The following is a 12,909-nucleotide window of genomic DNA, read 5'->3' as shown; positions in this document are numbered from 1 at the left end:
TGTCGGCCAGTGCCCAGTCGTAGAAGCGCTGCCCCTTGGCTCCGGCACCGGCGGAGAGTTTCTGCCAGGCCCGCTTCGGTAGCTTCTTGGCCAGGGCGTCGGCGCGGAATTTGCCTCCGTGGGGGGCAAGCCGGTGGTCGCAGGCGCGACCTACGACATCACCGGTCCCGAACTGCTCAGCTTCGCCGACCTCACCGCCCTGGCGGCGAAGGTCTCCGGCCGCCCCGTCGCCTACCAGAGCGTGGACGACGACGCCTTCGACGCCGGGCTGCGCGAGGCCGGCGTGCCCGACGACGTCCGGGGCATGATCGTCTCCTTCGGCGTCTCCCCGCGGGCCGGCTTCGGCGAACCTCTCACCGACACGGTGGAACGCCTGACCGGCCGCCCCGCCCGCCCGATCATCGACCTGATGGAACGGCACCGCTCCCTGCTGGCCGGCGCCGAGGCCACCTGACCACAAACGGCCCGCCCCCGCGTTGACCGGGAATCCGCGGAGCGAGCATGATTTCCTCCAACAAAGGGGGAAATTATGAGGCGTGCATTTTTGGGGGTATTAGTAGCTGGTGTCCTATTGTCGCTCGGAGCCTGCGATCCGGCGGCCGAACCGCCGGTCGAGGTCGCGGCCTCCGGAAAGCCCACCGGCGTCGCCACCAGCGCGAGTCCGTCGACCGCGACCAGCCCGGCGGTGGACAGGCGCACGGTCACGGAGACGCGAAAGATCGCTTACAGAACGCGGAAAGTGGACGACCCCACGCTCCCCGCAGGCACGACCAGGGTGCGCAGGCGCGGCGTCACCGGTATCAGGACCCTGACCTACGAGGTCACTTATGCCAATGGCGCGGAGACGTCCCGGAAATTGATCCGTATGAAGATCACAAAGGCTCCCGTGGCCCGGATCATCGCCGTCGGCGCCAAGCAGGCCCGTGACTGCGATCCGAACTACAGCGGCGCCTGCGTCCCGATCGCAAGCGATGTCGACTGTGCGGGCGGCAGCGGCAACGGGCCCGCCTACGTGCGGGGGCCGGTCCGGGTCGTGGGCAGCGACATCTATGACCTGGACGGGGACGGGGACGGGGTGGCGTGCGACACCTGACGGGTCAGGTGTTCCGGCCGCCGTTGACGCCCAGGATCTGGCCGGTGATGTAGCCGGCCTCCTCGGAGGCGAAGAAGGACGCCGCCGCGGCGATGTCCTCCGGCAGCCCGACGCGGCGGACGGGGGTGCGCCCGATGTGGTCCTCGACCGTCCCGCCGAGCAATCCCCGTTCGGCGGCGCCGCGCAGCATCGGGGTGTCGACGAAGCCGGGCGGGATCGCGTTGACGGTGATGCCCTTCGGGCCGAACTCCAGGGCCAGCGCCTTGGTCAGGCCGTTGACGGCCGACTTGGCCGCCACGTAGTGCGCCATGAACGGCTGCCCGGAGTGCGTGCTGGAGGAGGAGATGTTGACGATCCGTCCCCAGCCGGCCTCCAGCATGTCGGGCAGCACCGCCTGGATGCAGTGGAAGGTGCCGTGGAGGTTGACGTCGACGATCTGCTCCCATTCCTCGAAGGAGAGCTTGGCGAAGCGCTTGAAGCCGTCGCGCCCGGCGGCGTTCACCAGGATCGTGACGGGGCCGAACTCCCGCCTGATGCCGGCGAGCGCCTCGTCGATCTGGGCGCGGTCGGTCACGTCGGCCTTGTACCCCGACTCGCCGGACGGGTGGAGGTCGAGGGTGGCGACCCGATGGCCGTCGGCGCTCAGCCGCTCGGCGATGGCCCGGCCGATGCCGGAGGCTCCGCCGGTGACGACTGCGGTCCTGCCGGCCGTCTTCGCGATCATACGCGGGGCTCCCTTCCGTTCGCGTCACTCGTTCTCGTCATTGTATGGTTGGTTTCCCTTATATGAGAATGTAGTTTCCGATCACGGGATCTGCACGGCGCCGCGCCGGCCGCAGCCGCTCGCGGAAGGACGAGAGCGATGACCGACATCGATGCCGTCGACTTCTTCACGAACAACGAGGTCCTGCACGACCCGTACGACTACCTCGCCGCCCTGCGCGGCGAGTGCCCGGTCCGGCGGGAGAGGCACCACGACGTGGTGATGGTCACGGGCTACGACGAAGCCGTCGCGATCTACAACGACGTCGAACGCTTCTCGTCCTGCGTCTCCGTCACCGGCCCCTTCCCCGGCTTCCCCGTCCCGCTGGAGGGCGACGACGTCTCCGGGCTGATCGCCGAGCACCGCGACGACCTGCCGTTCAGCGACCAGCTGCCGACGCTGGATCCGCCCCTCCACACCGCTCACCGGGGCCTGCTGTCCCGGATGATCACGCCGCGGCGGCTGAAGGAGAACGAGGAGTTCATGTGGCGCCTCGCCGACCGCCAGTACGACGAGGCGCTGGAGGGCGGCCGCTGCGAGTTCAACGCCGAGTACGCGTCCCCGTTCGCGATGCTCGTCATCGCGGCCCTGCTCGGCGTCCCCGAGTCCGAGCACGCCGAGTTCCGGCAGGCGCTGCTGAGCGGAAGCGTGATCGGCAGCAGCAAGGAGGGCGACGCGCTGGAGCACTCGCCCCTCGAGTACCTCTACGGCAAGTTCGGCGAGTACATCGAGGACCGCCGGCGCAGCCCGCGCGGCGACGTCCTGACGGGCCTCGCCTCGGCCGCCTTCCCCGACGGGAGCACCCCCGAGGTGATCGACGTGGTGCGCGTCGCCGCCAACCTGTTCGCCGCGGGGCAGGAGACCACGGTCCGTCTGCTCAGCACGGCGGTGATGCTGATCGCCGAGGACCGCGCACTCCAGGCGCGGCTGCGCGCGAACCGCGACCTGATCCCGAACCTCGTCGAGGAGACCCTCCGGTACGAGAGCCCGGTGCGCGGCGACTTCCGGCTGTCCAGGGTCCCGGTCACCGTCGGCGGCGTCGACCTCCCGGCGGGCACCACGGTGATGCTGCTCAACGCGGCCGCCAACCGGGACGCCCGCAGGTTCCCCGAGCCCGACGCCTTCGACATCGAGCGCGCGAACGCGCGCAGCCACGTCGCGTTCGGCCGCGGACCCCACAGCTGCCCGGGCGCCCCGCTGGCCCGGGCCGAGGCGGTGGTCAGCCTCAGCCGGCTGCTCGACCGCACCGCCGACATCCGGATCGACGAGGCCGAGCACGGCCCGGCCGGCGACCGGCGTTACAAGTACATCCCGACGTTCATCCTCCGCGGGCTCACCAGCCTCCACGTCGAGTTCACGCCCGCCGGGAACGCCTCGTGAGGGCGTCGGTCGATCCGGAGCGCTGCGCGGGGCACGGGGTGTGCGTCGTCACGTGCCCGAGCGTCTTCGCCCTGACCGGCGACGGCTACTCCGAGGTGACGGTCGAGGAGATCCCCGAGGACGTCGCCGGGCTCGTGGAGCGGGCGGCGAGGCAATGCCCCGAGCGCGCGATCACCCTCGGCACCCTCGAAACCGGCGGCGCGCGGTGACGCTCACTGCGTGAAGCGGAGGAGCGCCTCCTGGGCGTAGGAGGCGACCAGCGAACCGTCCTCGGTGAGGACGTCCCCCCGGCCGAAGCAGCGGCCGTGCGCGACGATCGGGCTGTGCTGGCGGAGCAGCAGCCAGCCGTCCGTGCGGAACGGCCGGTGGAACCACAGCGTGTGCGAGGTGACGCCGGAGGTGAAGGCCCGGCCGGCGTCGCGCTGGCCGACGCCGTCGAGCGGGCGGAGCGCGGTGCCGATGAGGGTCAGGTCGGTCGCGTACGCGGTCACGGCGGGCGCCAGCCCGGGATCGACCGGCGGTGTGCGCATCCAGAGCTCGAACTCGGCCGGCTCGGGCTTCGGGGAGTCCAGGTCGGCGGCCGACCTCGTCGCGAAGGGGAGCAGGTCGAACCGCACGCTCCGCTCCGCCCCGGGGACGGCCGGGACGGCGGCGGCCGTCTGGTGGTCGCGCCCGTCCTCCACGGCGTGCATGGACACCGATGCGGTCGCGAGGACGCCCGCCGACTGCCGGGCCGTGACGGCCAGCGTCGCGAAGGAGCGGCCCTCGTGGTGGCGCTCCACCTCGTACCGGACGGGTTCGTCGGAGCCGCCCGGACGGGGGAACAACACGTGCAGCGACTTGACGGACTTCCCAGGGCAGGTGAGGGACGCCGCGCGGACGCACTGCGCGAGCAGCTGCCCGCCGAAGAGCCTGTGGTAGGTGAGCTGCTGGTTGCCGCCCTCGAACACCGTGATCGCGGCGTCGCGTCCGCCTTCCTCCGGCGGCGTGCGCAGGTCGAGGCAGTCGAGAAGGTCCTTCCACAGGTCGGTCACGGGCGCTCCAAGCCGGTCGTTGCAGTACAAGGCTTCCCGCTAGTGTAATCATAGTTCTCGATTATGAGAACATCGTTTTCATACTCGCCGGTGCCGGACGGCCAGCTCCGGCAACCCGGCGCGCTGCACCTTGCCCATCGCGTTCACCGGCAGGGCGTCCACCTGCGACCAGATCTCCGGGACCTTGTAGGCCGCCAGCTCGCGCCGGCACAGCCCGGCGAGCGAGGCGAAGTCGAGCGGCGGACCGGCGCTCTCGACCACCGCGGCCACCCGCTCCCCGAGCCGCTCGTCGGGCACCCCGCACACGGCGGCCCCGGCGACGTCCGGGTGCGCCGCGATCACCCGTTCCACCTCGAGCGGGTAGACGTTCGCGCCGCCCCTGATGATGACGAGCTTCTTGCGGTCCAGGACCGTCAGCCACCCGTCGCCGTCCACGGTCCCGATGTCGCCGGTGGCGATCGGGCCGGACGCCGCAGGCCGCATGCCGCCGCCCTCCCAGAACCCGAGCATCGGCTTCCACGCCCCCGCCCAGGGGCCGCCGGAGGAACCGCGCAGCCGCAGCTCGCCCAGTTCCCCGGCCAGGAGGCGGCGGCCGTCGTCGTCGTACGCGGCGACGTCGTAGTGGGGGAGCACCCGCCCGCTCGTCCCCGGACGCCACGCGTCCCCCGGCGGATCGATCGACACGACGGTCGGCGCCTCGGTGAGGCCGTAGGTCGCCCGGGGGACCAGGCCGTGCGCATCGGCGAACGCCCCGCGCAGCGCGTCCGGCGTGTCACTTCCGCCGCTCCACACCTCCCGGAGGGCGCCGAGGTCGAGGTGCGGGCGCCGGGCGAGGTCGTGCAGCTGCGCGGGAGCCCCGTTCCAGACCGTCACGCCCCGCGCGCGGATCCAGTCGGCGACCCCGCCGGCGTCCCGCCGGTCCATGATCACCGAGCAGCCGCCCGCCTGCGCGGTGAGGAGGGTGGACAGGACCATGAGGTTGAGGATCGTCAGCGGGAAGCTGTCGCCCTTGCGCAGCCCGGGTCCCCAGCGCCGGGCGGCGACGAGGACCGCGCCCGGGAGGAGCAGGTTGCGCTGGCTGTGCACGACCGCCCTGGGGCGTCCCGACGTCCCGCTCGTGAAGGCGATCCCGGCCGGCGCGTCGATGCCCACCTCCAGCCGGGGCGCCGCCTCGTCGCGGGCCATGAGCGCCGCCCAGCGGTCCGGGTCGACGCGGTTCTCCGACTCCACCCGGCAGCGCGGTCCGGCCAGGACGGCGCTCGCGTCGACGAGGTCGTGCAGCTCCTGCTGCTCGCCGGCCGAGAGCGCCTCCCCGATCCCCGCCCAGACGGCCCCGATCCGCTGCGCGCCGTGGAAGGCGGCGACGATGCCGAGGTCGTTGGGCAGGCAGGCCGCGACCCGGCCGCCGGGACGCACCCCGAGGGACCACAGCGCGCCCGCCGCCCGCCGTGCCCGGTCGTCCAGTTCGGCGTACGACCACGCGCCGGAGGCCGCCTCGACCGCCGGGGCGTCCGGGCGCGACGCCAGCGCGGCGTCCAGCACCTGGGCGATCGTTCCGGGGACGGTCATCGCGGCCGTCCCGGGCCGGTCTCGTCCAGGATCTCCGCCGTGTGGGCGCCGAGCCTCGGGGCGGGGCCGGCGACGCGCCCGGGAGTCCTGGAGAACCAGGCCGGCGGGCCGGGGAAGCGCACCGGGCCGTTCGGGGAGTCGACCGTCTCGAAGAAGTCCACGTCGCGCAGATGCGGATCGTCGAAGAGTTCGTCGAGCGTCCGCACCGGCGCGGCGGGGATGTCCAGGGACCGGAGCAGTTCGAGCCATTCCTCCGTGGTGCGCTCCAGGAACGTCTCGCCGAGCAGGGCGTAGACGGTGTCGATCTGGAGTGCCCGCTGCCGGAGGGTGGCGAAGCGCTCGTCCGCCCATGCCGGACGCACGGCGCCGACGAACGCGGACCACTGCTTGTCGTTGTACACCAGCGCGGAGATCTGGCCGTCCCTGGTGCGGTACGGCTTCCGGTCGGGCGTCACCGCGCGGGGGTAGGCGGCCGGGCCCAGGGGAGGGCTGAACATCGCGCCGTTCGCGTGTTCGACCAGCATGAACGCGGCCATGGTCTCGAACATGGCGACCTCGACCTCCTGGCCCTCGCCGGTCCGCTCGCGGTGGAACAGCGCCATCATGGTGGCGTACAGGGCCGTGAGCCCGGCGACCTTGTCCGCCATGATGGTCCCGGCGTAGCCGGCCGCACCGGTCAGCCGCTGCTGGACGAAGGGCAGGCCGCATTCCGCCTGGATCGTGTCGTCATAGGCGGTGAGATCTGCGTTCCGGCCGCGGCGGCCGTAGCCGTAGCAGTTGGTGTAGACGATGGACGGGTTCAGAGCCGCCACCTCTTCGTAGCCGAACCCGAGCCCGGCTATCGCCTTCGCGCGCATCGAGTGGACGAACACGTCGCCCTGCTCGACGAGCGCGCGCAGCGCGTCCTTGCCGCCGCCGGTGCGCAGGTCCAGGACGGCGCTGCGCTTGCCGCGGTTGACGTTGGCGAAGACGCCGCTCATGCCCGGTTCCGGCCCGACCGACACGTGGCGGGTGCTGTCGCCGCCCGGCGGCTCGATCTTGATCACGTCCGCCCCCATGTCGGCCATGATCTGCGTGCAGTACGGGCCCATGACCATCGCCGTGAGGTCGACGACGCGCACCCCCGCCAGCGGGCCCGGCCGCGCGTCAGGAGGCGGCGTCATCGGGTGCGTAACCGAGGATGCCCTTGATCTCCAGGTAGTCGTGGAAGCCGAACTCGCCCCACTCGCGTCCGTTGCCGCTCTTCTTGTAGCCGCCGAACGGGCTGCCGAAGTCGAACCCGTCGTTGACCGCGACCCATCCGGCCCGGATCCGGCGGGCGACGGCACGGGCCTGGTCGAGGTCGGCGCCCGCCACGTACCCGGCCAGGCCGTACTCGGTGTCGTTGGCGATCTCCACCGCGTGGTCGACGTCGTCGTAGCCGATGATCGTGGCGACCGGCCCGAAGATCTCCTCGCGCGCGATCGTCATGTCGTTCGTGACGTTCGCGAAGACCGTGGGCTTCACGTAGTAGCCCTTCTCCAGCCCGTCCGGCCGTCCGGTGCCGCCGGCGACCAGGGTGGCGCCCTCGTCGACGCCCTTCTGGATCAGAGCCTGGATCTTCTCGAACTGGGACGCCGACACCACCGGGCCGATCACGACGTCGCCGTTCGGGTCGCCCACGGTGACCCGCTCCGCGGCCTCCCGGGCGGCGGCGACGGCCTCGCCCATGCGCGCCGCGGGCACCAGCGTGCGCGACGGGGCGCTGCACGTCTGGCCGGAGTTGCCCATCATGGTGGCGACGCCCGCGGCGACGTTCGCGGCGAGGTCCTCGTCGTCCAGGACGATGTTCGGGCTCTTGCCGCCGAGCTCCTGCGTCACCCGCTTGACACCGGACGCCGCGTTACGCGCGATCTCGATCCCGGCGCGCGTCGAGCCGGTGAACGAGATCATGTCCACGCCGGGATGGGCGGACAGCGGCACGCCCGCGCTCGGACCGTCGCCCTGGACGAGGTTGAACACGCCGGCGGGAACGCCCGCGGCGCCCAGGATCTCGGCCATGATCTGCCCGGTGAACGGCGAGCGCTCCGACGGCTTCAGCACCATCGTGCAGCCGGTCGCCAGCGCCGGGAAGACCTTCACGGCGATCTGGTTCATCGGCCAGTTCCACGGGGTGATCAGGCCGCAGACGCCGATCGGCTCCTTGACGACCAGCGTGGCGCCGCGCCGCTCCTCGAACGCGAAGTCCTCCAGCACCTCGATCGCCTTCGCGAGATGCCCGGCCCCGAGCCCGACCTGGAAGCCGCCCGCGAGCGAGGCGGGCGCGCCCATCTCCTCGGTCAGCGCCGCGGCGAGGTCGCCGCCGCGCTTCTGGTACTCGTCCAGAATGCTCCGCAGGACCTCCAGGCGTTCCTCCCTGCCGGTGACCGACCAGCCCGCGAAGGCCTTGCGGGCGGCGGCGACCGCCCGGTCCACATCGGCCGCCGAGCCGACCGCCACCCGCCCGCAGACCTCTTCCGTCGCCGGGTTCACGATGTCCATCGTGTGCGGCCCGAGCGCGTCGACCCACTCGCCGCCGATGTAGAACTTCAGGTATTCGCGCATCACTGCATTCCTTCCGCGTACCAGGTGCGGAACTCGTCGTAACTCGGCATCTCCTCCGAGTTCGCCTTCGGGTCGACCACCACGTGGACGACGGCGGTCTTGGCGCTGGCGTAGGCGCGCTTGATGGCGGGAGCGATGTCCTCGTCGCGTTCGACGTACTCGCCATGGCAGCCGAAGCCTTCGGCGACCCTGTCCAGGCGCGTCGCCGTGCTCCAGTGCGTGCCCGTCTCCCGCGAGCCCTGCCCGAAGGTGCGCTTGTAGACGCCGACCTCCAGGCCCCAGGCGTAGTCGACGGCCACGACGCAGACGAGGGGGAGGCCGAGCCGCGCGGCCGTCTCCAGCTCCGCGATGTGGAACTGGAACGACGAGTCCCCGGTGATCAGCATCAGCGGCCGCCTCCGGCCGTCGGCCACCGCGGCGCCGATGGCGTAGGGGAGCCCCGTGCCCAGGTGGCCGAAGTTCTGGTTCCACAGGACGTCGTGCGGCTTGGCCTGCGAGTACGTCCAGCCGAAGATGGTCGTGGCGCCGCCGTCGCGCACCATGATGCCGTCCGCCGGGAACACCTTGGTGGCCTCGACGATCAGCCGCGCGGGGTGGACGGGGGACGTGCCGGAGGGGGCCGTCGCAGCCAGGTCCGCCAGCCGGGCCGCGTCCCGCGCGATCCAGTCGTCGAGGTCGGGGGACGGGCTGCGCGGCGCGTCCCTGAGCGCGCCGGCGAGCTGCGGGACGACCGCGCGCAGGTCGCCCACCAGCGGGACGTCGATCGGCCGGTTGACGCCGATCGCCTCGGGGTCCTGCTCGACGAGGATCCAGGTGCGGTTCGCCTCGTTCTCCACCCAGTGGCGGCCCCGCCCGTAGTGGACCGGCTCGCCCAGCTCCGTGCCGATGGCGAGGCACAGGTCGGACGTCACCACCGCCTCGATCGCCGCCGGCGAGAAGCCGTACGGGAACGTGCGGTCCTCCAGGCCCTTGATGTAGGACGTGCCACCGGACGTCTGGACGACCGGGCAGGCCATCAGCTCGGCGAGTTCCCTGACCGGCTCGGCGGCTCGGGCCGTGTGGACGCCGTGCCCGACGAGCAGGACCGGACGCTCGGCGGCGCGGATCCGCCCGGCGGCCTCGGCGATCCGGTCCGGGCCGGCCTGCTGGCCGGTCAGCCGGTAGGCGGCGGGCGGCAGCGCCGGCGGGACGTCGAGCTCCTCCTGGATCACGTGGGACGGGTACTCGATGTAGACCGGCCCCGGCCCTCCCGTCAGCGCCCTGCGCAGCCCCTCGCGGACGATCTCGTCGGTCTGGCCGGCGTACTCGATGCTCGCCGCGTACTTCACCGACGGCTCGAACAGCCCGGCCTGCTGGACGAACTGGATGCGGCCGCGGCGGACCCGCTGCTCGGTGATCCGTGCGCGCTGCCCGGCCAGGAACACGACCGGCGAGTTCTCCACCTTGGCGCACATGATGGCGGGCGCCATGTTGGCGATGCCGGGGCCGAGCGTCCCGGCGCACACCGCGGCCTTCCCCGTCATCCGCGACACCGCCTCGGCCATGAACCCGGCGGACGCCTCGTGGTGCGGGGCGACCACGGTCCAGCCGCGCTCCTCGGCGAGATGGAACAGGTGCACGAAGTTCGGGTCGGGGATCCCGAAGATCGTGTCGATGCCCTCGGCCTCGAAGAGGTCGAGAACGCGCTCGTAGACCTTTACCGCCATGGTGTGTCAGTCCTTTGCCGCCATCGCGAAGCTGTCGCGGATGTGGTCGTTGTGGGCGGAGGGGACGATCGGCAGGATCCAGGGATCGCCGGTGTCGCGGACGGCGCCGAGCTGCTCGCCGACCTGCTCGATCGTCCAGGACGGCCGGTGCACGCCCGGCGTCTCGGCGATGAAGGCCCGCGCCACCCGGCCCGCGATCGACACCAGCATCTCCCCGGTGATCGAGCAGGACTCGTGCGCGAGCCAGCCCACGGCGGGGGCCGCCAGTTCCGGATCCATGGGCGGGTAGGCCGACGTGTCGATCCCCTCGGCCATTCTCGTCCGCGCGCCGGGAACGATGACGTTGCATTTCACGCCCGCCGCGGCCCCTTCGAGCGCGACCACATGGGACAGGCCGATCACGCCCGCTTTGGCGGCGGCGTAGTTGGCGACCTTGTGGTTGCCGTAGAGCCCGCCGATCGACGAGGTCAGCACGACCCGTCCGTAACCCGCTTCGCACATCAGCGGGAACGCGGGCCGGACGACGTGGAAGGCGCCCCGGAGATGGACGTCCAGGACCGCCTCGAAATCTTCGTAGGTCATCTCGGCCAGCGGCGCAGGGCGATGGATCCCGGCGTTGTGGACCAGGACGTCGATCCGCCCGTAATGGTCGAGCGCCGACTCGATGACCGCCCGCCCGCCCTCGGCCGTCGCGACGGACTCCGTGCAGGCGGCGGCCTGGCCACCGGCCGCGGCGATCTCCTTGACGACCCCTTCCGCGGGGCCGGTGTCGCCGCCTTCGCCGCGCAGGCTGACGCCGGGGTCGTTGACGACGACCTTCGCTCCCTTCGAGGCGAGCAGGAGGGCGTAGGCGCGCCCCAGTCCACGGCCCGCCCCGGTGATCACGGCCACGCGGCCGTCGAACCTGAGTTCAGCCATCGGCACTGCCTCCCGGGGCGCCGTCCAGGACGAGACCGTCCATCTCGCCCGAGTCGCGCCAGTCCTGCAGCAGTTCCTCCATGGCGTAGAAGCCGAGCCAGTAGGGCTCGCCGAGGTGTGACCGCTGCCTCTGCTCGCCCTCGCTGTTGTAGTAGCCGGGCGTGCATTCCCGGTTGAACGTGACGTTGCTTTCGAACGCGGTCTCCTTGACGGTCTTGCACCACCGGTCCTGGGCCTCGGCGGTGGGCTCCACGGCCGAGGCGCCGCGTGCCAGCGCCTCCTTGACGATGTAGGCGATGTGGACGGCCTGCTGCTCGAACATCGCCGTCGTGCTCGCGGTCACGCCGCCCTGGACGAACCCGGTGAAGAACAGGTTCGGGAAGCCGTGGCTCGTGATGCCGTGCAGGGTGCGGTAGCCGTCGGCCCAGTGGTCGTAGAGCGACAGGCCGCCGCGGCCGGTGAACGGCTCGATGGCGAGGCGGCGGTCGAGGTCGGTGGTGATCTCGAAGCCGCTGGCGAAGACGATGCAGTCGACCGCGTGCTCGGCGCCGCGGGCGATGACGCCCCGCTCGGTGACGCGCTCCACGCCCCTCGTGTCCGAGACGTCGACGAGCGTGACGTTCGGGCGGTTGAAGGTCGGGAGGTACTGGTCGTTGAAGCACGGCCGCTTGCACAGGAACCGGTAGTAGGGCTTCAGCGCCTCGGCCGTGTCCTTGTCCTCGACCAGGGCGTCGACGCGGTCGCGCAGCCGCTGCATCACCTCGTAGTCCCGCAGCTCGCGCAGTTCGAGGAACGCCGCCGGGTCGGCCAGCGCGGCCCAGCCGTCGGTGGCGTCCAGGAACGCGGCGAGGTTGCGGCTGACCTCGGTCCAGCCGTCGCAGACCAGGTCCGGCTCGCCCGGCGCGAACGCCTCGAACGCCGCGGTGTGGAAGCTGCGCTGCCGCTCCTTCTGCCACCCGGGCTTCAGCGTGCTCGCCCAGCCGGGGTCGGTCGGCACGTCGCCCCGCTCGTCGATGGACGACGGGGTGCGCTGGAAGACGTACAGGTGCTCCGCGGAGCGGGCGATGTGCGGGATCACCTGGACCCCGCTCGCCCCCGTGCCGATGACGGCGACCCGCTTGCCGGCCAGCCCGTCCAGGCCGCCGCTCATGTCGCCGCCGGTGTACCCGTAGTCCCAGCGCGCCGTGTGGAAGGTATGGCCCTTGAAATCGGCGATGCCGGGGACGCCGGGGAGTTTCGGCTTGTTGAACGGTCCCTGGCACATGACGACGAAGCGGGCGCGGATGTCGTCGCCCCGGTCGGTGCCGACCCGCCACCGGCTGATCTCCTCGTCCCACTCCAGCGAGCGGACGAGCGTGCCGAAGACCGCCCTGTCGTAGAGGCCGAAGTGCTCGCCGATGCGCCGGCAGTGCTCGAAGACCTCGTCGCCGAAGGCGTACTTCTGCTTCGGCATGTAGCCGGTCTCTTCGAGCATCGGCAGGTAGCAGTAGGAATCGGTGTCGCACTGGATGCCCGGGTAGCGGTTCCAGTACCAGGCGCCGCCGAAGTCGCCCGCGTGCTCGATGATCCGTAAGTCGGCCACACCGGCCCGGGCGAGCCGGGCCCCGGCGATGAGGCCCGCGAAGCCGCCGCCGAGGACGGCCACGTCGATGTCCTGTGAGATCGGCGCGCGGGGGAGGGCCGGCGTGTACGGGTCCGCCTCGTGGAACTCCCCGAACTCGCCCTCCGCCGCGATGTACTGCCGCTGCCCCTCGGGGCGGATCCGCTTGTCGCGCTCGGCCAGGTACTTCGCCCTGAGGGCGGCGTGGTCGATCTCGGGCGTCCGCGTCGGTTCGCAATGCTGCATTGTCCGGAGTCCTCGGG

General features: G+C 71.7%; 12 protein-coding genes. 4 read left to right on the top strand and 8 right to left on the bottom strand.

Translation table 11 applies throughout. The features are described from left to right. Positions 1 to 118: 118 nt before the first annotated feature. Both SM418_RS08535 and SM418_RS08530 read left to right on the top strand, forming a co-directional pair. Positions 119 to 454, top strand: coding sequence for a Rossmann-fold NAD(P)-binding domain-containing protein (locus SM418_RS08535; RefSeq protein WP_371940121.1), 336 nt, complete (start codon positions 119 to 121; stop codon positions 452 to 454). Between the two features lie 75 nt (positions 455 to 529). Next, positions 530 to 1,093, top strand: a complete 564-nt coding sequence (locus SM418_RS08530; protein ID WP_371940120.1) for a G5 domain-containing protein — start codon at positions 530 to 532, stop codon at positions 1,091 to 1,093. Positions 1,094 to 1,097: 4 nt separating this feature from the next. On the opposite strand, the gene SM418_RS08525 is transcribed toward SM418_RS08530, so the two are convergent. After that, positions 1,098 to 1,817, bottom strand: coding sequence for an SDR family NAD(P)-dependent oxidoreductase (locus tag SM418_RS08525; protein ID WP_371940119.1), 720 nt, complete (start codon positions 1,815 to 1,817; stop codon positions 1,098 to 1,100). Positions 1,818 to 1,955: 138 nt separating this feature from the next. Between SM418_RS08525 and SM418_RS08520 the strand changes: the two genes are divergently transcribed. Continuing rightward, entirely contained in the window at positions 1,956 to 3,236 is a 1,281-nt protein-coding gene (locus SM418_RS08520; protein WP_371940118.1) for a cytochrome P450, read from the top strand. Continuing rightward, positions 3,233 to 3,445: a ferredoxin gene (locus tag SM418_RS08515; RefSeq protein WP_371940117.1), complete on the top strand. Its 213-nt coding sequence runs from the start codon at positions 3,233 to 3,235 to the stop codon at positions 3,443 to 3,445. The genes SM418_RS08520 and SM418_RS08515 overlap by 4 nt, the downstream gene beginning before the upstream one ends. Positions 3,446 to 3,448: 3 nt before the next feature. On the opposite strand, the gene SM418_RS08510 is transcribed toward SM418_RS08515, so the two are convergent. From SM418_RS08510 to SM418_RS08480, 7 genes are all read right to left on the bottom strand, one after another. After that, positions 3,449 to 4,270 (bottom strand): acyl-CoA thioesterase, encoded by an 822-nt coding sequence (locus tag SM418_RS08510; RefSeq protein WP_371940116.1) that lies wholly within the window; start codon positions 4,268 to 4,270, stop codon positions 3,449 to 3,451. A gap of 78 nt (positions 4,271 to 4,348) precedes the next feature. Next, complete coding sequence (locus SM418_RS08505) at positions 4,349 to 5,839, bottom strand: class I adenylate-forming enzyme family protein (protein ID WP_371940115.1); 1,491 nt, start codon at positions 5,837 to 5,839, stop codon at positions 4,349 to 4,351. Further along, on the bottom strand, positions 5,836 to 7,002 hold the full coding sequence (locus tag SM418_RS08500; RefSeq protein WP_371940114.1) for a CaiB/BaiF CoA transferase family protein: 1,167 nt from the start codon (positions 7,000 to 7,002) through the stop codon (positions 5,836 to 5,838). Before SM418_RS08500 ends, SM418_RS08505 begins: the two co-directional genes overlap by 4 nt. Then, positions 6,986 to 8,422 (bottom strand): aldehyde dehydrogenase family protein, encoded by a 1,437-nt coding sequence (locus SM418_RS08495; protein WP_371940113.1) that lies wholly within the window; start codon positions 8,420 to 8,422, stop codon positions 6,986 to 6,988. The genes SM418_RS08500 and SM418_RS08495 overlap by 17 nt, the downstream gene beginning before the upstream one ends. Further along, positions 8,422 to 10,128, bottom strand: coding sequence for a thiamine pyrophosphate-binding protein (locus SM418_RS08490; protein WP_371940112.1), 1,707 nt, complete (start codon positions 10,126 to 10,128; stop codon positions 8,422 to 8,424). The genes SM418_RS08495 and SM418_RS08490 overlap by 1 nt, the downstream gene beginning before the upstream one ends. Before the next feature lie 6 nt (positions 10,129 to 10,134). Then, positions 10,135 to 11,046 (bottom strand): SDR family NAD(P)-dependent oxidoreductase, encoded by a 912-nt coding sequence (locus SM418_RS08485; protein ID WP_371940111.1) that lies wholly within the window; start codon positions 11,044 to 11,046, stop codon positions 10,135 to 10,137. After that, positions 11,039 to 12,892 (bottom strand): flavin-containing monooxygenase, encoded by a 1,854-nt coding sequence (locus SM418_RS08480; protein WP_371940110.1) that lies wholly within the window; start codon positions 12,890 to 12,892, stop codon positions 11,039 to 11,041. The genes SM418_RS08485 and SM418_RS08480 overlap by 8 nt, the downstream gene beginning before the upstream one ends. Positions 12,893 to 12,909: the final 17 nt, after the last annotated feature.

Source organism: Actinomadura chokoriensis, assembly GCF_041463665.1.
GTDB lineage: Bacteria > Actinomycetota > Actinomycetes > Streptosporangiales > Streptosporangiaceae > Spirillospora > Spirillospora chokoriensis_A.
This window is presented reverse-complemented; position numbering and strand designations above follow the sequence as displayed.